This is a genomic window from Flavobacteriaceae bacterium HL-DH10, from assembly GCA_031826515.1.
Taxonomy (GTDB): Bacteria; Bacteroidota; Bacteroidia; order Flavobacteriales; family Flavobacteriaceae; genus Thalassobellus; species Thalassobellus suaedae.
In genome coordinates, this window is record CP134536.1 from 679,356 (window position 1) to 703,596 (window position 24,241).

At 32.1% G+C, this 24,241-nt stretch carries 16 protein-coding genes; 7 read left to right on the plus strand and 9 right to left on the minus strand.

The genetic code is table 11. The features are described 5' to 3' along the window. The first annotated feature begins 242 nt into the window (after positions 1-242). The 6 genes from RHP49_02950 (at position 243) to RHP49_02975 (ending at position 10,059) form a co-directional block, all read left to right on the plus strand. On the plus strand, positions 243-2,009 hold the full coding sequence (locus RHP49_02950; protein WNH13219.1) for an AMP-dependent synthetase/ligase: 1,767 nt from the start codon (positions 243-245) through the stop codon (positions 2,007-2,009). A gap of 123 nt (positions 2,010-2,132) precedes the next feature. Further along, positions 2,133-2,576 carry a MarR family transcriptional regulator gene (locus RHP49_02955; protein ID WNH13220.1) on the plus strand — a complete coding sequence of 148 codons (444 nt, stop codon included), beginning with the start codon at positions 2,133-2,135 and terminating at the stop codon, positions 2,574-2,576. Positions 2,577-2,591: 15 nt separating this feature from the next. Further along, complete coding sequence (locus RHP49_02960; GenBank protein WNH13221.1) at positions 2,592-5,000, plus strand: 3-hydroxyacyl-CoA dehydrogenase/enoyl-CoA hydratase family protein; 2,409 nt, start codon at positions 2,592-2,594, stop codon at positions 4,998-5,000. A 5-nt stretch (positions 5,001-5,005) separates the two neighbouring features. Beyond that, a complete protein-coding gene (locus RHP49_02965) occupies positions 5,006-6,196 on the plus strand; it encodes an acetyl-CoA C-acyltransferase (protein ID WNH13222.1) in 1,191 nt (396 codons plus the stop codon). Between the two features lie 126 nt (positions 6,197-6,322). Next, positions 6,323-8,125: an acyl-CoA dehydrogenase family protein gene (locus tag RHP49_02970; protein WNH13223.1), complete on the plus strand. Its 1,803-nt coding sequence runs from the start codon at positions 6,323-6,325 to the stop codon at positions 8,123-8,125. A 287-nt stretch (positions 8,126-8,412) separates the two neighbouring features. Then, positions 8,413-10,059 (plus strand): M1 family metallopeptidase, encoded by a 1,647-nt coding sequence (locus tag RHP49_02975; protein WNH13224.1) that lies wholly within the window; start codon positions 8,413-8,415, stop codon positions 10,057-10,059. A 43-nt stretch (positions 10,060-10,102) separates the two neighbouring features. On the opposite strand, the gene RHP49_02980 is transcribed toward RHP49_02975, so the two are convergent. The 9 genes from RHP49_02980 to RHP49_03020 all read right to left on the minus strand — a co-directional run bounded on the left by RHP49_02980 (position 10,103) and on the right by RHP49_03020 (position 21,590). After that, positions 10,103-10,984 (minus strand): carbohydrate kinase, encoded by an 882-nt coding sequence (locus RHP49_02980; GenBank protein WNH13225.1) that lies wholly within the window; start codon positions 10,982-10,984, stop codon positions 10,103-10,105. Between the two features lie 38 nt (positions 10,985-11,022). Next, positions 11,023-12,303: a glycosyltransferase gene (locus RHP49_02985; protein ID WNH13226.1), complete on the minus strand. Its 1,281-nt coding sequence runs from the start codon at positions 12,301-12,303 to the stop codon at positions 11,023-11,025. 94 nt (positions 12,304-12,397) lie between these two features. Then, entirely contained in the window at positions 12,398-14,497 is a 2,100-nt protein-coding gene (locus RHP49_02990; protein WNH13227.1) for an HAD-IIB family hydrolase, read from the minus strand. A gap of 288 nt (positions 14,498-14,785) precedes the next feature. Continuing rightward, positions 14,786-16,252, minus strand: a complete 1,467-nt coding sequence (locus RHP49_02995; protein WNH13228.1) for a magnesium chelatase — start codon at positions 16,250-16,252, stop codon at positions 14,786-14,788. 73 nt (positions 16,253-16,325) lie between these two features. Beyond that, complete coding sequence (locus RHP49_03000; protein ID WNH13229.1) at positions 16,326-17,462, minus strand: VWA domain-containing protein; 1,137 nt, start codon at positions 17,460-17,462, stop codon at positions 16,326-16,328. Positions 17,463-17,550: 88 nt separating this feature from the next. After that, entirely contained in the window at positions 17,551-18,228 is a 678-nt protein-coding gene (locus RHP49_03005) for a Crp/Fnr family transcriptional regulator (protein ID WNH13230.1), read from the minus strand. 54 nt (positions 18,229-18,282) lie between these two features. Next, positions 18,283-19,122 carry a universal stress protein gene (locus tag RHP49_03010; GenBank protein ID WNH13231.1) on the minus strand — a complete coding sequence of 280 codons (840 nt, stop codon included), beginning with the start codon at positions 19,120-19,122 and terminating at the stop codon, positions 18,283-18,285. 86 nt (positions 19,123-19,208) lie between these two features. After that, positions 19,209-20,258 (minus strand): response regulator, encoded by a 1,050-nt coding sequence (locus RHP49_03015; protein WNH13232.1) that lies wholly within the window; start codon positions 20,256-20,258, stop codon positions 19,209-19,211. Between the two features lie 93 nt (positions 20,259-20,351). Then, complete coding sequence (locus tag RHP49_03020) at positions 20,352-21,590, minus strand: PAS domain-containing sensor histidine kinase (protein WNH13233.1); 1,239 nt, start codon at positions 21,588-21,590, stop codon at positions 20,352-20,354. Between the two features lie 221 nt (positions 21,591-21,811). Between RHP49_03020 and RHP49_03025 the strand changes: the two genes are divergently transcribed. Further along, entirely contained in the window at positions 21,812-24,187 is a 2,376-nt protein-coding gene (locus tag RHP49_03025) for a heavy metal translocating P-type ATPase metal-binding domain-containing protein (GenBank protein ID WNH13234.1), read from the plus strand. Positions 24,188-24,241 lie beyond the last annotated feature (54 nt).

A 24,241-nucleotide genomic window follows, 5' to 3' on the forward strand; every position in this document is an offset into this window, starting at 1 on the left:
AATATTTACTTTTTTTATATTATTTTAAATAGGGTTAATATTGTATAGTTTTTAGCTAATACAGAATATATAAAAATTACTTTTTTCATTTTTTTTCATATAAAAAAGACCTCTAAATTATATTTTTTTCACATAATTTAATATCTTCCAACCATAACACTAAAAAAAGCGCTATCAATTTAGTGATTTGAAAATCCTATTTAATTTCATACTTTGCATAACTAGAAACTCATCAAATAATAATGGCAGACATTACTAGGATTTTTGATTTTCCATATCATCAGCTAGAAAACCATAGCTTAGAAAAAGCGTTTTCAACTAAATATAATGGTGAATGGAAATCGACATCTACACAAGAATATGTTGATAAAGCTAATATGATAAGTCGGGCTTTACTAAAACTAGGAATTAATAAGCATGATAAAATTGCTGTTATATCCTCTACTAATAGAACAGAATGGAATATTGTAGACATTGGAGTACTTCAGGTAGGTGCTCAAAACATTCCTATTTACCCGACTATTTGTGCCGAAGATTATGAGTATATAATTAATCATAGTGAATCTATTTATTGTTTTGTTTCAGATGAGGAAGTTTTAGAAAAAGTAAACAAGATAAAATCTAAAACAAAACTTAAAGACGTTTATTCTTTTGATAAAATAAAAGGCTGCAAACACTATTCTGAATTATTAGAACTTGGTACATCTGATGAAAATCAAAAAGAAGTTGAAGCAAGAAAAAATGCTGTTAAACCAAATGAATTAGCGACTATTATTTATACATCAGGAACAACAGGAAAACCAAAAGGGGTTATGTTATCTCATAATAATATTGTTTCTAATGTGTTATCTGCTCAAAAAAGATTCCCGTTATCTCATGGTGAACGTGCACTTAGTTTTTTACCAATATGTCATATTTTCGAACGTGTATTTACCTATCTATATCAATATGGCAGCATAGAAACTTATTATGCCGAAGCTATAGACAAAATAGGTGATAATGCTAAAGAAATAAAACCAGCAACTATGACTGTGGTTCCTAGACTCATAGAAAAGGTTTATGAGAAAATAATGGAAAAAGGAACGAATCTAACCGGTATTAAAAAGAAATTATTCTATTGGGCTGTAGCATTAGGTTCCGATTTTAAACCATATAAAAAAAATGGTTGGTTTTATGAGCTACAACTAAAACTTGCCAGAAAACTCATTTTTAGCAAATGGCAAGCAGCATTGGGTGGCAACATCGTATTTATGGCTTCTGGAAGTGCTGCGCTTCAACCAAGATTAGGAAGGATTTTTGGTGCAGCCAAAATGCCTATTATGGAGTGTTACGGCCTTACAGAAACTTCTCCTGGTGTTTCAGCCAGTGATGTGCGAAATAATAATTGGAAAATTGGTTATGTAGGCAAAGTCATTGACGGTGTAGAAGTTAAAATTGCAGAAGACGGTGAAATTTTAGTGAAAGGTCCAAACATTATGATGGGTTATTATAAAGACATAGAAAAAACAGCAAGCGTTATGACTGGCGATTATTTTCATACTGGGGATATAGGAGAAATAGATGCAGAAGGTTTTTTAAAAATAACAGACCGAAAAAAGGAAATGTTTAAAACCTCTGGCGGAAAATATGTAGCACCTGCTTTACTTGAAAACAAATTTAAACAATCGCGGTTTATAGATCAAATCATGGTTATAGGAGAAGGTGAAAAAATGCCTGCTGCTTTAATTCAAATAAATTATGAATTTGTTAAAGAATGGGCAAGACGCCATAATATAGATTATATATCAGACGCCAATATTATTACCAACCCTAAATTAATAGAACGTATTCAAGAAGAAATTGATGCGGCAAACAAAAGTTTTGGAAAATGGGAGCAAATAAAAAAGTTTGAAATAACACCCGATGTTTGGTCTATTGATGCAGGGCATTTAACGCCTACAATGAAAATGAAGCGTAAAGTTATAAAATCTATATACCACGATCTTATTGAAAAAATATACAGATCTTAATCTTAAAGAATCTTTATTTTTTTCAAAGCATTTATTCTTCTAATAATAAGTATTAAATTTTACTTCATTTATTATGCATGCATAATAAATTTTCTTATATTTGAGGACACCAACCCTCTCAATATGAAAGATAAAACAATTGATTATGTTCTTAGAACGACATGGCTTACCGTTCAAAAAATGTATAATGAAGAAGCGTCAAAAATTGATAGCACCATGGCTACAGGGTTTACATTATTAAGCATAGACCCAGAAAAAGGAACACCTTCAACAGCATTAGGTCCTAAAATGGGTATGGAGGCAACAAGCTTAACTCGCATACTCAAGACCATGGAAAAAAAGAAGTTAATAGAACGACACCCAAACCCAGAAGATGGCAGAGGTGTTATTATACGCTTAACAGAATTTGGTCGTGAAAAAAGGGACTTTTCAAGAGATAAAGTTTTAATATTTAACGATACTATTAGAAATAATGTATCGGAAGAACAATTAAACCATTTCTATGAAGTAGCTGAAATTATAAACGATATGGTTACAAATAAGAAAATATACAATCAAAAAGATTAGTTAGTTTTAAAAAAGATGAGCAAACGAATAATTAAAAAAGTAGCCATTATTGGTTCTGGAATTATGGGAAGCGGTATCGCTTGTCATTTTGCTAATATTGGAGTTGATGTACTATTACTAGATATTGTTCCAAGAGAACTTAATGATAAAGAAAAAGCTAAAGGCTTAACTTTAGAAGACAAGATGGTTAGAAATCGTTTAGTAAACGATGCATTAGCAGCGTCTTTAAAATCAAAGCCCTCCCCTATTTATCATCAAAAATTCGCTAATAGAATTACTACTGGAAACCTTGAAGACGACATTTCTAAAGTAGCTCATGTAGATTGGATAATGGAAGTCGTTGTAGAACGACTTGACATAAAAAAACAAGTTTTTGAAAATCTTGAAAAATATAGAACTCCAGGTACTTTAATAACCTCAAATACTTCCGGAATTCCTATTCATTTTATGAGCGAAGGACGATCAGAAGATTTTCAAAAACATTTCTGTGGCACACACTTTTTTAACCCAGCACGGTATTTAAAATTATTCGAAATTATACCAGGTCCCAAAACAGATGCTTCGGTACTAGATTTTTTAAATGGTTATGGCGAACAATTTTTAGGAAAAACATCAGTTATAGCAAAAGACACGCCCGCTTTTATAGGTAACCGTATTGGGATTTTTAGTATCATGAGTTTATTTCATGCTATTAAAGATATGGGCTTAACTATTGAAGAAGTCGATAAATTAACAGGACCAGTTATTGGCAGACCAAAATCGGCCACCTTTCGTACTGTTGATGTTGTTGGTTTAGACACTTTAGTGCATGTAGCCAATGGTATAGCTGAAAACTGTAAAGCAGACGAACAATTAGAATTGTTTAAACTGCCTGAATTCATCAATACCATGATGAAAAATAAATGGCTAGGAAGTAAAACTGGACAAGGTTTTTATAAAAAGCAGGTTACTGCTGATGGCAAAAAAGAAATTCTTTCATTAGATTTAAATACTTTAGAATACCGATCGGCACAAAAAGCAAAATTTGCAACTTTAGAATTAACCAAACAAGTAGATAAGGTTGTTGACCGTTTTAAAATTCTAGTAAATGGAAAAGATAAAGCAGGTGATTTTTACAGAAAGAGCTTTGCTGCTTTGTTTGCTTACGTTTCAAACAGAATCCCAGAAATAACAGACGAATTATATAAAATTGATGATGCCATGAAAGCTGGCTTTGGATGGGAACATGGGCCTTTCCAAATTTGGGATGCTATTGGTATTGAAAAAGGTATTGAAATAATGAAAACCGAAGGTTTAGAACCTGCTGCTTGGGTAAACGATATGCTAGCTTCTGGAAGCCATTCCTTTTATACCATAAAAGATGGAGCAACGTATACCTATGATATTCCGAAGAAAACACAAGAAAAAATTCCAGGTCAGGATGCCTTCATTATATTAAATAATATTAGAAAATCGAATGAAGTCTTTAAAAATTCAGGTGTTGTAATTGAGGATTTAGGAGATGGTATTTTAAACTGTGAATTCCAATCTAAAATGAATACTATTGGCGGTGATGTGCTAGCAGGATTAAATAAAGCGATAGATTTAGCTGAAAAAAATTATCATGGATTAGTTATTGGTAATCAAGCTGCAAACTTCTCGGTTGGTGCTAATATTGGTATGATTTTCATGATGGCAGTCGAGCAAGAATATGACGAATTAAATGCTGCTATTAAATACTTTCAAGATACCATGATGCGTATGCGTTATTCAGCAATTCCAACCATTTCTGCACCTCATGGCATGACGCTAGGTGGTGGATGTGAATTGTCAATGCATGCCGATAAAGTAGTGGTAGCTGCCGAAACTTATATTGGTTTAGTAGAGTTTGGAGTTGGTGTGATTCCTGGTGGTGGAGGCTCAAAAGAAATGGCTTTGCGCGCCTCAGATTCCTTTAAAAAAGGCGATGTTGAACTAAACACACTCCAAGAATACTTTTTAACTATTGGTATGGCAAAAGTAGCCACTTCTGCTTATGAAGCTTTTGATATGGGTGTTTTACAAAAAGGGAAAGATGTTGTGGTTGTTAACAAAGACAGACAAATAGCAACAGCTAAAGCGTATGCCAAAATAATAGCAGAAACTGGCTATACACAACCTATAAAACGTAAGGATGTAAAAGTACTTGGAAAACAAGCTTTAGGCATGTTTTTAGTAGGAACCGATGCTATGGAAGCTTCTAGATTTATTAGCGAACACGATCATAAAATCGCCAATAAACTAGCTTATGTAATGGCTGGTGGTGATTTATCAGAACCCACATTAGTAAGCGAACAATACTTATTGGATTTAGAACGAGAAGCATTCTTAAGTTTATGTACAGAACGTAAAACGCTAGAAAGAATACAACATATGCTAAAAACAGGAAAACCATTAAGAAACTAAAGAAAATGAAACAAGCATATATAGTAAAAGCATACAGAACAGCCGTTGGAAAAGCACCAAGAGGAGTATTCCGCTTTAAACGTGCAGACGAATTAGGTGCAGAAACCATCCAGCACATGATGAAAGAATTACCTAATCTTGACGTCTCTAGAATTGACGATGTTATTGTTGGTAATGCGATGCCTGAAGGTGCACAAGGTTTAAACATGGCTCGATTTATTTCGCTAATTGGATTAAACTCTGTTGATATCCCTGGAGTAACCGTAAACCGTTTTTGTTCATCTGGTATTGAAACCATTGGTATTGCTACTGCTAAAATACAAGCAGGAATGGCAGATTGTATTATTGCTGGCGGATCTGAAAGCATGAGTTCTGTCCCTATGACAGGTTTTAAACCCGAACTAAATTATGATACAGTAAAAGCTGGTCATGAAGATTATTATTGGGGTATGGGAAATACAGCTGAAGCCGTAGCAAATCAATTTAAAGTCTCTCGTGAAGACCAAGACACATTTGCTTATAATTCACACATGAAAGCTTTAAAGGCACAAGCCGAAAACAGGTTTCAAGATCAAATAGTTCCTATACATGTTGAACAAACTTACATTGATGAAAACGGTAAAAAAACAACGAAATCCTACATTGTTACGAAAGATGAAGGTCCTCGTGCAGGTACAAGCTTAGAAGCTCTAGCAAAACTGCGTCCTGTTTTCGCTCAAGGCGGAAGTGTGACTGCTGGAAATTCATCACAAATGAGTGATGGCGCTGCCTTTGTTATGGTAATGAGTGAAGACATGATTAAAGAATTAAATTTAGAACCCATTGCACGATTGGTTAATTATGCAGCAGCAGGTGTAGAACCCCGTATCATGGGCATTGGCCCTGTAAAAGCCGTTCCAAAAGCATTAAAACAAGCAGGTTTAAAACAAAATGATTTAGATCTTATTGAACTTAATGAAGCCTTTGCTTCTCAATCTTTAGCAGTCATTAGAGAGTTAAATTTAAACCCAGATATCGTTAATGTAAATGGCGGTGCTATTGCATTAGGGCATCCCCTTGGCTGTACGGGAGCTAAATTATCCGTCCAACTTTTTGATGAAATGAGAAAACGGAATATGCAAGGAAAATACGGTGCAGTTACCATGTGTGTCGGTACAGGTCAAGGTGCATGTGGGATTTTTGAATTTTTAAACTAATGCCCACCTAACCTCATCAAAAAGAAGGAAATAATTACAGAAAAACAGAAAATTTAAAACAAAGTTTAACTAAAAACACACCCCATAACAGTTCTTCCCCTTTGGGGGAGTTAGAGGGGGCTCATTATGGCAAAAGATTTATTACGAGGCGGTCAATTCTTAGTTAAAGAAACAAACTGCGAAGACATTTTTACACCGGAAGATTTTAATGAGGAACAACTCATGATGAAAGAAGCTGTCACAGAATTTGTAGACAGAGAGCTTTGGCCAAATAAAGCGCGCTTTGAAGCAAAAGATTATGCTTTAACTGAATCTTGTATGCAAAAAGCAGGAGAAATGGGATTCTTGAGTGTTTCTGTACCTGTTGAATATGGCGGCATGGGTATGGGTTTTGTAGACACCATGCTTGTTTGCGACTATATTTCTGGAGCCACAGGTTCATTTAGCACAGCCTTTGGCGCACATACAGGGATTGGAACCATGCCTATTACTTTATATGGCACCGAAGAACAAAAACAAAAATATGTACCAAAATTGGCGACTGGCGAATGGTTTGGCTCATATTGTTTAACCGAACCTAGTGCTGGTAGTGATGCCAATTCTGGAAAAACAAAAGCTGTTTTATCTGCTGATGGAAAATCGTATAGCATTACGGGGCAGAAAATGTGGATTTCAAATGCTGGATTTTGTAGCTTAATGATTGTTTTTGCGCGTATTGAAGATGATAAAAATATTACTGGTTTTATTGTTGAATATGACTCCAATACCCCAAATGGGATAACTATGGGAGAGGAAGAACATAAATTAGGAATTCGTGCCTCTTCTACACGTCAAGTATTTTTTAATGACACTATAGTACCTGTTGAAAATATGCTTTCTACAAGAGGAAACGGATTTAAAATTGCTATGAACGCCTTAAACGTAGGTCGAATAAAATTAGCAGCAGCCTGTTTAGATGCACAACGTCGTACCATTAGTGAATCTGTAAAATATGCGAATGAACGCATTCAATTTAAAACACCTATTTCTAGTTTTGGAGCTATTCGTCAAAAAATAGCAGAAATGGCAACCAATTGTTGGGTAGGTGAAGCCGCAAGTTATCGTGCAGCTAAAAACATAGAAGACCGTATAGAATTACGACAAAATAATGGAAAAGACACACACCAGGAAGCCGAACTAAAAGGTGTTGAAGAATATGCCATAGAATGTTCTGTTTTAAAAGTTGCTGTTTCTGAATTCACACAACATTGTACTGATGAAGGCATTCAGATTTTTGGAGGCATGGGCTTTTCTGAAGATACCCCAATAGAATCGGCATGGAGAGATGCTCGTATTTCAAGAATTTACGAAGGTACCAACGAAATAAACCGTATGCTAAGTATTGGAATGCTTATTAAAAAAGCCATGAAGGGTCATGTCGATTTACTAGGACCAGCTACTGAAGTTGCCAATGAGCTTACAGGTATCCCTTCTTTTGAAACACCAGATTATTCAGAATTATTTTCAGAAGAAAAAAGTATTATTAAAAATCTTAAAAAATTATTTTTAATGGTATCTGGAGCTGCTTTACAAAAATATGGAGAGAAAATTGAACAACATCAACAACTTATGCTAGCGGCCTCCGATATTTTAATTCAAATATACTTAGCAGAATCGGCTATTTTACGTGCTGAAAAAATGGCTAAAAAAGAAGGTGAAGAAAATGCAGTAGAACAAATAGCAATGGCTAAATTAAACCTATTTCATGCCATTGATGTTATTGAAACAGCTGGAAAACACTCCATTATTTCGTTCTCTACAGGAGATGAACAACGCATGATGCTTATGGGCTTAAAACGTTATATAAAATATGTAAATATGCCTAATATTATAGAGCTAAGAAATATTATTGCAAACAAAGTAATTAAAGAAAACAAATACTGTTTTTAATAAAAGGAAAGTGACTAATTCAATTTTAAAAGCGTTTCAGGATTTGCTTCTGAAACGCTTTTTTTTTTAAGTTTTGAATTTTAGTAAAACCTCTAATAATGATTTAAAAGAATGGGAATCAAGAAGAGTAAACCATAGATTTTCTATTTAAAAAATAACAAAACATAAATATTATTATTGAAGGCATGATTTTTGAAATTTAATGATATTAAAATAATAAATTTTAACAAACATTTAATAACTTTTAAAATGTTTTACAATTAATTTATTGACAAATAAAAAATGAAATGAAATACCGCTTTTTATCACTTATAATTTTATTGATATTTTCTTATACATCTGTAAAAGCACAAGAATTACTCTCCGAAAAAAACAATTTCACACATCAAGACACATTAAGAGGAACCATAACCCCAGAACGATCTTGGTGGGATTTAACGTATTATCATTTAGATATTAAAGTAAACCCAGATGAGAAATATATTTCAGGAAAAAACACCATTCAATATAAAGTTTTAGAAAACAATTCTGTCATGCAAATTGATTTGCAATCGCCTTTAAAAATCACGAAGGTGACACAAAATCGAGACACATTGCAAGTTATTGATGATGGTAATGCACATTTTATCAAACTAAAAAGCAAACAAGCTATAGGAAGCATTCAATCTCTAGATGTTTATTACGAAGGCAACCCAAAGGAAGCTATTAAGGCTCCATGGGATGGTGGGTTTTCATGGAAAAAAGACACAAACGGTAATCATTTTGTCGCCACCTCATGTCAAGGATTGGGTGCTAGTGTTTGGTGGCCTTGTAAAGACCATATGTATGATGAAGTAGATAGCATGCTTATAAGTGTTAATGTGCCTTCAAAATTAATGAACGTATCTAATGGGCGTTTAAGAAAAGTGGAACAAATTGGTGACACGAAAACATACTCTTGGTTTGTAGATAACCCTATTAATAATTACGGTGTGAATGTTAATATTGGAGATTACACCCATTTCTCTGAAGTTTTTGATGGTCAAGGCGGACATTTGGATATGAATTATTATGTTTTAAAAAGTAATCTTGAAAAAGCAAAAAAACAATTTAAAGATGCCCCTAGAATGATGAAAGCTTTTGAGCATTGGTTTGGTCAATACCCATTTTATAAGGATGGTTTCAAACTTGTAGAAGTGCCTTATTTAGGAATGGAGCATCAGAGTTCGGTTACCTACGGAAACCAATACAAACAAGGCTATTTAGGAAGAGATTTATCGGGGACTGGCTGGGGTTTAAAGTTCGATTTTATTATTATTCACGAATCTGGACATGAGTGGTTTGCCAACAACATAACCTATATTGACATTGCAGATATGTGGATTCATGAAAGTTTCACAAATTATTCTGAAAATTTATTCGTAGAATATTATTACGGTAAACAAGCTGGTGCAGAATATGTTATTGGTACGCGTAAAGACATAAAAAATGACCGTCCAATTATTGGGCATTACAATGTAAACAAAGAAGGTTCTGGAGATATGTATCCTAAAGGCGGAAACATGTTACACACCCTAAGACAACTTGTTAAAGATGATGAAAAATGGCGTCAAATTTTACGTGGCTTAAACACAACATTTTATCATCAAACCGTAAGTACCCTACAAATTGAAAATTATTTAAGTGAAGAAACAGGGATTGATTTAACCGAGTTTTTTAATCAGTATTTAAGAGACATTAGAATACCTACTTTAGAATATTCAATTAATAAAAAAGAATTAAAATACAGATGGACTAATATTGTTGAAGGATTTGATATGCCTGTCCAAGTAGTAATTGATGATAAAGAACAATGGTTATTTCCTGAAAATGATTGGAAAACATTAAAATTAGAAAACAATATAGTGACCTTTACAGTAGATAAGAATTTCTATATAGAAACTAAGAAACTCTAATTTCTTTGGTTAAATGATGAGACAATAGACAAAAAAAAACAATTTAAGGATTTATAAAAGCATCTATTTTAGCAGAACTGATGTTGGGATTAGCGCCATCCTCTTGCGCAACAAGTGCCCCTACTGCACAAGCAAAGGTTATAGCCTCTTGTGGATTTATATTATTTAATAGTTTACTTATTAGCGAACCTAAAAAAGAATCTCCAGCACCAACCGTATTGGCAACTTTTATTTGATAACCACTATTATAATAAAGCTTACCATCATAAAGCAAAACCGCTCCGTGCGCTCCTTTAGTAACACAAACATGTTTGGTATTTGTTTTATCTGCTATGTAATTTAAATTTTGCTCTAAGGAATTATATTGGGACCCCATACTTTTACTTACTTCATAAAGTTCATCATCATTAAACTTAATAAAGTCTGCTTTATTCATAAGATACAAAAGAACTTCTTTTGAATAATAAGGAGGTCGTAAATTAAGATCAAACACTTTATATTTAGCTAATTCTATAAGTCTATAAAGTGTATCTCTAGAAACCTCATCTCTGGTAATTAAGCTCCCAAAAACAAAAGCGTCAGACATTTTTACAGCAGCTATAGAAGCTTTTGTTAGAGTTATTTTATCCCAAGCTCGTGGGTATTTAATTTCATACGATGCAGAACCTTTATCATTTAAAATGACTTTAACCTCGCCTGTTTCAAATGTATCAATAACCTGAATACAACTTATATTTAAATTATTCTCTAAAAGGAAATCTATAAGTTTATTACCTAAATCATCATTTCCAACAGCACTAATCATTGTCACATCATTATTGAAAGATGCTGACCGAAGTGCCACATTTAATGGAGCGCCTCCTATTTTCTTATATGTTGGAAAAATATCCCATAAAACTTCGCCAAAACAAACGATGTTAGCCATAAATTTGATTTTAATAATTATAATTCATCTTTCTTTTTTTAGTAAAAAAGATTAGACTCCATGGTTTGCTGATTAATTGAACTTTTAAAAACTTCTATCATACGTTTGGCAATACCTGTCCAACCAAAATTACGACGTGCAAAACGAGCCCCTTCAACAGATAGTTCATTTCGCATTTTAGGGTATAAAAGCGGCATAGCCATCATAGCTCCAAACTCAACAGGTCTGTGAGGGTCTGCAAACAAGGCTTGATTACCAAAATCAATCAAATCGTACAATCCACCATGAACAGTAATAACACTTGGTGTACCGCATGCCATAGCTTCAATAGCAACCATTCCAAAAGGTTCATATCGAGATGGCATAGCAAAAATATTGGCAGATCTGTATACGTTTGCTAAATCTTCATCGGCAATATAATTTTTCCATTTTATTTTATCCATAACACCAAGCTCTGTTGCCAATTTCTTAAGGGTTGCTACACCTTCATCATCTTGATCAGATTGATCACTACCAATAGCGGCAACTAATCTAGCTTCAGGACAAAGGTCAAAAACAGTCGGCAACGCTTTTATTAAAAGATCATACCCTTTATTATGTGCCATTCTCCCTAATGTTAAGATATCTGTAGGATGAATATCGTACTTGACCCGAATTTTATCATTTTCTTTTGAAGGTACTGGAAAAAAACGATTTTCGTCAATTCCAGGAGGAATCATAGTACAGTTTTTTGGTAATACATCATATTGCTTAGTCAACAAATCTACTTGTGGCAGCGTTGTCGCAATAACATGATTACACATTTGATACACAAAGTATTCTTTTCGAATACGCTCTTTAAAACGATACGTTTTCTCCATCACCTTTTCATCCATATCACTTCCCATAGTATGTTGTTTCCACCAACCCACTGAATGTGGTGTATGCACATGAGATACGCCTAACTCTTCAGCTATCTTTTGTCCTGCCCAACCGGCATCCCAATAATGTGAATACACAACATCGTATTTTTTACCTTCTTTTTTTATGGCTGCCAAACAATTAGTAACAAACTTTTTTAAGTGGTCGTGCATATCTTCTTTTCGGATAAACTTTTTTCCTCCAAAAGGAATACGCCATACACTATAATTTTCATCTACATGATCGTACTCAGGTTGATTTTCAAATTGACGTGTGACTAAATCTACTTTTTTTCCAAGTCTACTAAAACGTTCAGCAAGTTCTAAAACATAAACAACTTGTCCTCCTGTATCTGGTTTTCCTAATTCTGCATTGGCTCCTACATATCCATGTAAAGAGATCATTAATATTGATTTCATATGTTTAAATTTATTGTTTTATTTTAGGTTATCTGTGATTTGTCATGAAACTTATTGATTCATATCATTACGTATTAAAGCTCATTTCATAGTTCTATATTTTAGTCAGTTTATTTATTATATGTAAGTCATTACAAGCAGAAATATATTGAGCAGCAGACCAAGCCTGATATGCTTTACCCATAGCTTTACCAGTGGTACCATGTGCCCACTCGGTAAATTCCCATTCTTCTGTTAATCCTTCTTTATTTATTAGCGCTAATTTGTATAATTCTGAAATTGCAACATCTCTAAGACCTAGTTTGTTAATAAACTTAACCCAGAACCCTCCAACAAAAGGCCAAATCCCACCATTGTGATAATGATTTGGTAAATTCAGTAAATTAACCGTATAGTATGGTTTCCAATCCGGATCTCCTGGAGTTACAACAGGATACACATTAGAAACAGGATACGGATCGTTAACACCAACACCTAGCATAAACTTAAAGGTTTGATGTGCCTTTTCAGCATCAACAGCGCCATGTAAAAAGGCTAATACATTACCAAACACATCACAACGCCAACTAAAGTCGAATGGTGTTGTTTGTGCAATTAAATAAGGGGTATCTCCGAGTGTAAACTGGCGTTCGGCAAAAGACACCGATTGAAACAATTTTTGCTGTGTTGAAGGCCAGAAGTTTTGCAATATTTCTTTTTTAATAACTTGCGACCATCTTATATGTTCACCAGCTTCTTCATAATCACCTAACATTTCTAACATTCGCCCGAAACATACATTAGCACGATACCAAAGAATTTCATCATAAAGAATATTATAACTTCCTCCAAACAAATCGGTCCAATCTCCAGCTTCAGGAATTTCTAAAAGCGCATCATTATTACTATCATGCGCCCCTAACCAACGCATGGTTTCTTTGATTTCTGAAATATATTTTCGAAGAAATTTTATATCCTTTGTTACATTAACATATTCGTAAAAAGCAATAACTACCCAAATACCACTATCAATAGAACAGATACCTCCTACCCCAGAATAATCTGGCACATTATCTTTTATACGTACATTTGATGGTATCTGTCCATTACGAGAAACATGCTCAAATAATGTAATTAACGTTTGACGTTGACATTGATGAATTTCTTCATCATTTATAAGAGATAAAGACCCTATTACTGTTATAGCTCCATCTCGAGCCCAAACGCTATGATAATTTTCATCGGTTCCGTTAGGCACATTATCTTTTATCGAACAAGCCGAAAAACCTAAGGGTGTTATATTCTTTCTTAATGCTTCAACCGCTTTATCATAACCCTCTCTTATTAATTCTAATTTTTCATTATCATCTTCATCGGCTATATTATTTAATTCCTGTTGAATAATATAATCATCGGTATGATTGTCTTCACTTGTTATTATGGCATCTTCAGGTAATATCCCATAATATATAAGTCCTTCAATAACGCCATCGCCATGATCTCCTTCGGCATGATACATCTCTCTATGCTTAGTAAACCTATAAAGTTCTTCATGTGCATTGGCTACTACAATACCTCTAATACCATCCATATTAAACATAGCCGAATCATTTCCGCTATCTCCAGCAACGACAACATTATCAGCCTTTAAATCTAATTTTTTAAGCAACCACTGTAATGCATTGCCTTTATTTGCCCATTTAGGAAGTATATCTAAAAATTTCTCTCCAGAATACACAACATTAATATGCATGTTTGCGTCTGCAAAATTTTGCTCTATACTTGATATTAATTCTTGAGTAGCATCATGAAAAAAGTAACTTCTTTTATATGAATGCTGAAACTTAGTTGGTTGCTCGCTAATTGGATGCTCTATACTTTGTATAACTTCCTCAACCCTTGTTAAATCCCACCCATCATCTAGCACATCGTTAAACTCTTTAACAATACATTTATTATTAAAATCATAAATAAGAGTACCAACTCCAGCAACTATATAATCTGGTTTGGGTAAAACACCTTTTTTTATAAGATTAAGAACATCGTCTATTAATCGCCCAGTATTATAAGTAAGTAAAACATCTGTTTTTGTTTTGTATTTATTCCAGGTTTTATGAAAGTTACTTTTATGCGTATGAAAATCAATTAATGTGTTATCAATATCAAAAGAAAGAAGCTTTATATTTGATTGATTTCTATCTTTAATTTTATTCATATTTTTTTATTTTTTTTTGTTGAAGCAAAGTATTGATTTTTCATAATTTAAAGTTTTCATAGCTAACATCCAAAAAAAACAACCTATTCTAATTGTTATTTTTAATGTGATAAACTGAAAGAGGTAGAATAAGAAATTATAAAATATCACCTCCCTTTTTTAAACATTTAGCATTTGAAAAATGTTATTATCGCATAATTTAAGGAATGGTTTTCTAATCGTTTTACACAAAAAAACCATCTTTATTAAATAAAAAAAGGAAGCTAATTGGCTTCCTTTTTTATAATTCTAAATACCGCTTATAAAGCTTCCATAAGGATCTTTAAATTGTACACCCTCTGCAAAACGATGCTTACTTAATTGCTTAAATTCCACTAAAGCCCATAGCACAAATTCTTTTACAAAATAACTATCCTCTATTGTTAAATTAGGTTGATATTTTCCCAATAAATCATCTAAAGGTGAAATAGCATCTAACACGTTTTTATATTCTTCATCTCGTAAATCATCTAGCAATTCAAAACCTTCTTTTTGATTAAAAAACCAAGATATAATATCATCATAAGGACTTTCATCATCTTGTTTTTTAAGTTTTTCAATCTTAGGGAAAAACTCAGGAAATAAACTTTTAACTGCCTCTGCTATTAAATTATAAGCTACAACTGCCGCTCCTTCCTGTTCTCCTTCATAAACCAGTTCTACTTTACCTGTAATAGAAGGAATGATACCAACAAAATCGCTTAAACGTAGTATTGTTATTTCATCTCCAGAAATTAATGCACGTCTTTCTGCTGTACTTAATAAGTTTTCTAAAGCGGTAATGCTTAATCTCGCGCTAACGCCACTTTTAGCATCTACAAATTCATTATCACGAGCTTCAAAAACAATTTGTTCCAATAAATCTCTTGCCAAATCTGGGACTATAACAGTTTGTTTTTGACTTTCTACTAATCGAGCTTCTTGCTCTGTAATAAGTCTAGCTGTTTCTATGTCTACTGGATAGTGTGTTAATATTTGCGATCCAATCCTGTCTTTCAAAGGTGTTACAATACTGCCTCTATTGGTGTAATCTTCTGGATTTGCTGTAAACAAAAATTGAATATCTAATGGTAGTCTCAATTTAAATCCTCTGATTTGAATATCGCCTTCTTGTAAAATATTGAATAAAGCTACCTGAATTCTTGCTTGTAAATCAGGCAACTCATTAATAACAAAAATACAACGATTAGCTCTTGGTATCATGCCATAATGAATGACACGATCATCGGCATAACTTAGCTTTAAATTAGCCGCTTTAATAGGATCTACATCGCCTATAATATCAGCAACTGTTACATCAGGCGTTGCTAATTTCTCGGCAAAACGTTCGCTTCTATGTAACCAAAAAATGGGCGTTTCATCACCTTTTTCTTTAATTAACTCTGTAGCATACCGTGAAATTGGTTTTAAAGGATCATCGTTAATTTCTGAACCTTCTACAACAGGAATATAATCGTCTAATAAATTTAACATTAACCGTGCAAGTCTTGTTTTTGCTTGACCACGCAAACCTAAAAGATTAATATTATGACGTGATAAAATGGCCCGTTCTAATTCAGGAATCACGGTGTTTTCATAACCATGAACGCCTTCAAAAGTGGTTTCTTTATTTTTTATTTTTTGAATTAAATTATCTCTTAATTCATCTTTTATAGATTTTGATTGATAACCTGCATTTTTTAATGCTCCGAGTGTATTTATATTTTCTATTTTCATCTTTTATATTTTAAGATATCTTGACTGCGCTCTATATGACACACTATTTTATCTTTATTTGAGTGACCAACTTTTAACTTATTTTATCCTTTAATTCTTTTTTTCTATTTGTTTCGTAATCTTCAAAAATCATTTCACCCAAACCTTTAAGTCCTGTATAAAATGCTTTTCCTTGATTAGCATAAGTAAACGTTCTAACAAATTGCATTAAGTAACTATCTTGTGCAATCATAAATGTGGTAATAGGTATATGCAAACGACGTGCTTGTTGTGCCATAGCATAACACTTATTAACGATATGTGCATCTAAACCATTACTGTTTTTATAATACTCGCCATTAGGTAAACGCAAACAACTTGGTTTACCATCGGTAATCATAAAAATTTGTTTGTTGGTATTACGCTTACGTCTTAATAAATCCATTGCTAATTGTAATCCAGCTACTGTATTGGTATGATAGGGTCCTACTTTTAAATAGGGCAAATCTTTAATTTCTATTTGCCAAGCATCATTACCAAATACTAAAATATCTAAGGTATCTTTTGGGTAGCGCGTTGTAATGAGTTCTGCAAGTGCCATGGCTACTTTTTTTGCGGGTGTAATACGATCTTCTCCATAAAGAATCATACTATGGCTAATATCAATCATTAACACCGTACTCATTTGAGATTTATGCATGGTATCTTCTACAACCAAATCTTCTTCAGAAAGACTAAAATCACCAATACCATTACTTATCTGAGCATTTTTCAAACTTTCTGTCATCGATACTTTATCTAAAGCATCTCCAAATTGATAGGCTCTAAAATCGCCTGTATGCTCATCTCCTAATCCTGAACTTTTACTTTTATGATTGCCTTGTCCACTACGTTTTATTTTTCCGAAGATATTATCTAAAGCTTGTTGACGAATAGCGCGTTCAGTTTTTGCAGTAATAACTATATCTCCATTACCATCTGGATTTATTTCTTCTTTTATGTAGCCTTTCTTTTTTAGGTCTTCAATAAAATCGTCAATTGTATATTCGGCTGTGGTAAGCTTATATTCTTTATCTAACTCGCGTAACCAATCTATGGCTTCATCAAAATCGCCTGAAGTATGTGTTATTAACTCTTTAAAAATTTCAAAAAGTTTATCAAATGGCGATTGATAAGGTGCTTCATAAGTTTTAAACACGAAGCCTTTTCTATAAGTTTTATTGTTTTTCATAGCTGTATAAAAATACAATATTCTTATACAAGATATAAATTAATGTAATTGGATTTATTTATAGTATAAAAAGTAAATTATATAAAAGCTACTCTACACGCTTTAAACCTTCTAAGTTTTCAATTTTTATTTGTTTTCCAATGGTAGAAATATAGCCTTCTTTTTTAAATTGAGACAACACACGAATAGCAGACTCGGTTGCTGTTCCTACAATGTTAGCAAAATCTTCACGTGATAATAAAATACTTAATGTTTTATCAGGATTAGCACCAAAACTATCATGAATATAAACTAATGTTTCAGCTAAACGTTGACGCACCGTTTTTTGAGCCATATTAACTATAATATTATCGGCTTCTTTTAAATCGTGTGCCATATCTTTTAACACATCAAATGAAAATTTAGAGTTACTTTGTAAATCACTAATTATTTCATTTTTAGGTATAAAACAAACTTCCATATCATTTAAAGCCATGGCTTGCAAATTTGAAGGTTCTTCAGTTATAAGCGACCGCTGACCTAGTAATTGTCCTTTTACAACCATTTTAACAATCTGATCTTTTCCGTTTTCGCTTAATTTTGATAGTTTGCAAATACCTTTTCTAATACAATAAACACCATTTATAATTTCACCTTCTTCAAAAATAATTTCACCTTTTTTAATAACCTTCGATATTTTACATCCAGAAATCCGTATTAACTCTTCTTTATTCAAAGACTTAAGCGAATTAAACTGTTTAATTATGCATTGTTCACACTTTCCCATAACCAATTTGATGTTTTATAAAACTAACTAAAATGCACTGTTAAAAATATTCATTTAATGTAAAACTAAAAAAGGAATATCGGTGTAATAACTTATTTTTGGCACTTTAGGATGAAATAATATTTTTTGAAAATAGTTTAAATTTTTGGCTAACATTGCTATTAGATTTACGTCTCTACTTTTAACAAATTCCTGTATAGCACCTTCTATATGACTTTGAGTTAAAAAGTGAAAACTATGTTCGTTATTATTAAAATAATCATCTAAAAACGCTTTGTTTTTTTGTTGATCTTCATTTAACTCAACCCCATTTCTCTTAATATTTAAAACTCTTACTGCTGCATAACAAGATTCTACAATATCTGTCATGGGTTGTAATGTTTCAGCAGGATAGAAAAACGAAAAATCAGTTGGAAACGCGATCTCTTTCATGGTTACATATTTGGCGTTTTCTGGAACAACTAATGTTGTACATTTTACTTTCGTAATAACGTTCCCTGTGTTACTACCAATTGGAAGTTTATTAATACCTGATGCGCCTCGGGTTCCCATTACAATATAATCTATCTTCTTTTCTGCAACCTGTTTTCTAATAGAATTAATGATAAAATTATTATCCAAAATAGTATAAAACCTATGCTTTGGGTTTAACTGAGGTCTTTTATTTATGCGTTTAATAGTTTGTTGTAAATGCTTTTTTGAAGAATTTTTTAAAACACTTGAAACCGTATTATCATCAAAAACAGGAGTGTCTTCATGACATGTTAAAACATCTGAAGTGTTAACATGTAATAAATAAAAATTACATGTTGATTTACTAAAAAAACGGAGTGCATACTCAATCGCATTCCATGCGTTTTCAGAAAAATCAGTGGGTATTAATATATTCTTCATGCTTATCTACTTGTAGAAAACAAAAATAAATGCATGAGGCTTAACGAAATATGACCAATATCATAAATCGCCCTATTTTTAACAAATTAGGTAACTTGTTGTAGTTTATTTAAATCTAAAATTTTAATATTTCTACCTTCAATCTCAATGATGCCATTATCTTTAAACCCTGAAAGTGTTCTAATTAAACTTTCTGTTGCAATTCCTGCTACACTTGCTAAGTCATTTCGAGAAATTCTAATAACTTCTTCAGGTTTTCTGTTAAGTTTTTCTGCAAATTTTAATATGGTATTTGCTGTTCTTTTTTTAACAGAACTATACGCCATTTGTAATAAATGGTCTTTTACATCGGTAAGATCTTCTGTTAATAATTGAATAAGTTCTAAGGTTACGTTATGATTGCTATTAAGCACTTCTTTTAGTTCACTTTTAGAAACACTTATTAACGTAGTTTCTTTTATGGCAGTTGTTGTTTCTTGATATACAGTATTTTGAGTAAATGAGGTGAAACCAAATAAATCGTCTTCTTTATATAATGCCGTTGTTAGGTCCTTTCCTTGCTCATCAAACTTATGAGATTTTACTAAACCTTTAGATATTAAAAAAATATAATTTGAATTTTGACCTTCCTCATATATAACATCTCCTTTTACATAGTCTACTGCATCCCCATTATCATCAAAAAAATTCTTAAGATCATTAAGTGTTCTAATATCATTTTCATCAGAAACAACCTCTTCTTTTTCTTCACTAATATCTTTCAGGATAGCAGCCTTTGCCAACCTACTTTCTATAGCACTTATAAGTTCTTCTTCTTCAAAGGGCTTCGTTATATAATCATCGGCACCTAAATCCATCCCTTTTCTTACATCTTTGCGTTCTGTTTTTGCAGATAAAAATATAAAAGGAATATGTTTAGTACTTTCGTTATTTGCTAAGGTTTTTAAAACACCATACCCATCAAGTTCTGGCATCATAATATCACAAATAATAATATTAGGCAAATATTTTATTGCTGTTTCTGAACCAACTTTTCCATTGGGTGCGGTTATAACTTCATAATTAGATAGTTCTAATAATTCTGCTGTATTCTCTCTTAAAACAACATCATCTTCTATCAGTAATATTTTCTTCATCTATTTATTTTTATTCGCTTTTTAATGGTCAGATGTAACTTCCATATAATCATCATTTAGGTTAATTATATTTTAGTCATGAATATTTCATTATTAGGCTTTATTTTTTAATATAATTGTAAATGTACTTCCTTTATTTTCTTCACTTACAAAACTTATAGTACCTCCTAAGTTTTCTAAATGACTTTTAACAATATTAAGTCCAATACCTGTTCCTTGAGCAAGTAAGGCGTTTTCTGCTCTAAAATACCGATTGAATATACTTTTTTGATCTTTGATAGGAATACCTATACCATTATCTTTTATTTTAAACGTTGTATGTGTTTCATCTTGTTTTATATTAATATCTACAACCGTATTTTCAGACGAATACTTTATGGCGTTATTTACCAAATTTGATAATGCCAATTCTACAATTTTCTCATCTTGATATAAAGAGATGTCATCTATATTCTCTGGGTAATTTATTTTCTGACCTTCTTTTAAAAGCATATTCGTATTATACACAACTTCATTAACTACTTTGCTTAATTTAAAAGTAGTTAACTTATAATTCATTTTTCCTGTTTCTAATTTTTCAATAGATAAAAAATCATTTAATATATTATTAAGGTAGTGTACTTTATCTGAAATTGTTTTTATATGCTTATCTCTTTTTTCTTGTTGTTCTGTTAATTTATATTTACTTAACAACATAGAAGATGTTAAAATACCACTTAAAGGTGTTTTAAATTCGTGAGAAACTAACGATAAGAATTTTGTTTTTAATTCATTAAGTTCTTTTTCTCTTTTAAGTGCACTACTAATTTTATCTTGAGCTTCAATACGTTTCTTAATTTCGGCATCGCGGTCAATATTTACTATTTTTAATTTTTCAACAGTATTGCTTAACTCATTAGTACGCTCCTGTACTTTTTTCTCTAACTTCGTATTTAACTCTAATAATTCTAATTCTTGTTGCTTACGTATTGATATGTCTATAACCAAAGTCATTATATAAACATCCCCATCAATTTCTAAAGGGTTTAAACCTGCTTCTACAGGAAATATAGAACCATCTTTACGAGCACCATACAAGTCTCTACCACGTCCCATTTTCCGACTCTCTTTATTCTTCATAAAACCATCAAAATGGGCACCATGATTTGCATGATACGTTTTAGGAATTAAAACATTAAGATGTTGATTGATTAACTCTTCTTTAGTGTAGCCAAACATAGTTTCAGAAGACTTATTTGTTGCCACAATTTTCTGGTCTTTATCTACTACAATAACTCCTTCTGAAACAGCCTCAAAAAGCACATTAAAAACATTATCATCATTTTGAAACATTAGCCAATAAATTTGTAAGATTTAAAAAAAAGTATTAATGTTATAAATATTACTCCTTTATTTAAAGGAATTTTTAAATTAAAATACCGATTTACAGATGGGTTACAATGTTTCATATTAAATATTCTTGTTTTGTAAAATTAAGTAAAACATGATAAATATCATATTTATAAAGCACATCTTTTTTCACTTTTGGACTAGGTATAAATGAGCAAATAATAATGAGTAAAAACACGTGTTTTCACTGTGGTTTGGATGCAGCTTCTGCTAAAATCACTTTTGATGATAAAGCATTCTGTTGTAATGGTTGCCAAACCGTGTACCAAATTTTTTCTGAAAACGACTTAAGCTGTTATTACGATTTACAAGATTCTCCTGGCGCAACACCTAAAGATATTGAAGGTAAATACAATTTTTTAGAAAACACTAAAATAGTAGAACAACTATTAGAATTCAACAATGCAACCACGCAAATAGTTACCTTATATATCCCGCATATACATTGTAGTTCCTGTATTTGGATTTTAGAGAATTTAAATAAATTACACCCTAATATAAGTTCATCCATAGTTAATTTTGGAAAGAAAACAGTTCGAATAAATTTTAACATAGAGTTATTATCATTAAAAGAACTCGTAATTCTTTTAAGCAGTATTGGCTACGAACCTTTTATAAGCTTAGATGATTATAGCGTTGGCAAAAAACACATAAACAGAACCTTAATTTACAAATTAGGAGTCGCTGGTTTTGCCTTTGGTAATGTGATGTTTTTGTCTTTTCCTGAATATTTTCAAGTTAATGAATTTTGGCTAGAACAGTTTAAACCGCTATTTAGATGGCTTATGTTTGCGTTTTCAGTACCCGTTGTTTTTTATTCGGCTCAAGATTATTTTATTTCGGCATACAAAGGCTTACGAACAAACATTCTAAACATTGATGTACCAATTGTTGTAGGTGTTACCGTACTTTTTATAAGAAGTACAGCCGATATTATTATAAATACAGGTTCTGGCTTTTTTGATAGCCTAACAGGACTCATTTTCTTTTTATTACTTGGAAAATTTTTTCAACAAAAAACATATTCTTTTTTATCTTTTGAACGCGATTATAAATCCTATTTTCCCATCGGGATTACTAAAATAACGAATGACAACGAAGAAGAATCTATTCAAGTTTATGACATTAAGAAAGGCGACCGACTTTTAATTAGAAATGAAGAGTTAATTCCTGTTGATTGCATACTAATTAAAGGAAGTGCGCGTATAGATTATAGTTTTGTTACAGGAGAATCTAAAACGGTTTCAAAACAATCTGGCGACAAATTATTTGCTGGCGGCAAGCAATTGTATGGAAGCATTGAAGTTGATGTTTTAAAATCGGTAGAACAAAGTTACTTAACCCAACTTTGGAGCAATGATGTTTTTAAAAATGATAAAGAACTGTCGTTTACAAATATTACTAACAAAATTAGCAAACGCTTTACTATTACTATTTTATCCATAGCATTTTTAGCAACTTCTTTCTGGTTGATGTTCGATTCTAGTAAAGCCTTAAATGTATTCACGTCTGTATTAATTATTGCTTGCCCATGTGCCATTGCATTAGCAGCACCATTTACTTTAGGAAATATTTTACGTATTCTAGGAAAGAAAAAGTTCTACCTTAAAAATGCTAGCGTCATTGAACAACTATCAAAAATAAATACCATTATTTTTGATAAAACTGGAACCATTACCGCTAATAAAGAAACGACAATAAACTACGAAGGGTTAGAATTATCTAAAAATGAGGAATCCTTACTAAAAAGCACACTAAGAGGTTCAAACCACCCATTAAGCAGATCGCTGTATCAACTTTTAAACCAGAACGACATTGTAACATTAGACGCTTATGAAGAGCATTTAGGCAAAGGTATTACTGCATCCTATAAAAATGAAAACATCAAAGTGGGATCAGCCTCTTTTATTGGACATTCTGCACATACAGCGACCTTAAATACTTCAGTTCATGTAAGCACCAACAATACATACAAAGGTAAATTCACATTTTATAACACCTATAGAAAAGGATTATCTCAATTATTCAACACCCTTAAAAAAGAGTTTGATTTAGTAATTCTTTCTGGGGATAATTCTGGTGAAAAAGAAAATTTAACTAAATTACTACCTACAAAAACAAAACTGCTTTTTGACCAAAAACCAGAAGACAAACTAGAATATATAAAATATCACCAAAGTGAAGGCGCTAATGTTTTAATGATTGGAGATGGCTTAAATGATGCAGGCGCACTTGCTCAAAGCAATGTTGGTATTGCCATTTCAGAAAACGTCAATGTTTTCTCCCCTGCTTGCGATGCCATTTTAGACGCTTCAAAATTTAATCAATTATACCATTACATTAACATTTCAAAGTCAGCTATAAAAATAATTAAATGGAGTTTTTTACTTTCATTCATTTATAACTGTATCGGACTCTATTTTGCTATTACAGGACAATTAGCCCCTGTTGTTGCAGCCATACTAATGCCTTTAAGCTCTATTAGCATTGTTGCTTTTACAACAATTGCTACTAATATCTTGGGCAGAAAATTTGAATAAAAAATCAAATATGACTATCGTCATATTTTAAAAAATGATATGAAAGTAATTTTG

What these genes read in the sequence shown, in the direction of transcription:
- RHP49_02950 (WNH13219.1), top strand. Translation starts at nt 243, where the DNA reads ATGGCAGACATTACTAGGATTTTTGATTTTCCATATCATCAGCTAGAA.
- RHP49_02955 (WNH13220.1), top strand. Translation starts at nt 2,133, where the DNA reads ATGAAAGATAAAACAATTGATTATGTTCTTAGAACGACATGGCTTACC.
- RHP49_02960 (WNH13221.1), top strand. Translation starts at nt 2,592, where the DNA reads ATGAGCAAACGAATAATTAAAAAAGTAGCCATTATTGGTTCTGGAATT.
- RHP49_02965 (WNH13222.1), top strand. Translation starts at nt 5,006, where the DNA reads ATGAAACAAGCATATATAGTAAAAGCATACAGAACAGCCGTTGGAAAA.
- RHP49_02970 (WNH13223.1), top strand. Translation starts at nt 6,323, where the DNA reads ATGGCAAAAGATTTATTACGAGGCGGTCAATTCTTAGTTAAAGAAACA.
- RHP49_02975 (WNH13224.1), top strand. Translation starts at nt 8,413, where the DNA reads ATGAAATACCGCTTTTTATCACTTATAATTTTATTGATATTTTCTTAT.
- RHP49_02980 (WNH13225.1), bottom strand. Translation starts at nt 10,984, where the DNA reads ATGGCTAACATCGTTTGTTTTGGCGAAGTTTTATGGGATATTTTTCCA.
- RHP49_02985 (WNH13226.1), bottom strand. Translation starts at nt 12,303, where the DNA reads ATGAAATCAATATTAATGATCTCTTTACATGGATATGTAGGAGCCAAT.
- RHP49_02990 (WNH13227.1), bottom strand. Translation starts at nt 14,497, where the DNA reads ATGAATAAAATTAAAGATAGAAATCAATCAAATATAAAGCTTCTTTCT.
- RHP49_02995 (WNH13228.1), bottom strand. Translation starts at nt 16,252, where the DNA reads ATGAAAATAGAAAATATAAATACACTCGGAGCATTAAAAAATGCAGGT.
- RHP49_03000 (WNH13229.1), bottom strand. Translation starts at nt 17,462, where the DNA reads ATGAAAAACAATAAAACTTATAGAAAAGGCTTCGTGTTTAAAACTTAT.
- RHP49_03005 (WNH13230.1), bottom strand. Translation starts at nt 18,228, where the DNA reads ATGGGAAAGTGTGAACAATGCATAATTAAACAGTTTAATTCGCTTAAG.
- RHP49_03010 (WNH13231.1), bottom strand. Translation starts at nt 19,122, where the DNA reads ATGAAGAATATATTAATACCCACTGATTTTTCTGAAAACGCATGGAAT.
- RHP49_03015 (WNH13232.1), bottom strand. Translation starts at nt 20,258, where the DNA reads ATGAAGAAAATATTACTGATAGAAGATGATGTTGTTTTAAGAGAGAAT.
- RHP49_03020 (WNH13233.1), bottom strand. Translation starts at nt 21,590, where the DNA reads ATGTTTCAAAATGATGATAATGTTTTTAATGTGCTTTTTGAGGCTGTT.
- RHP49_03025 (WNH13234.1), top strand. Translation starts at nt 21,812, where the DNA reads ATGAGTAAAAACACGTGTTTTCACTGTGGTTTGGATGCAGCTTCTGCT.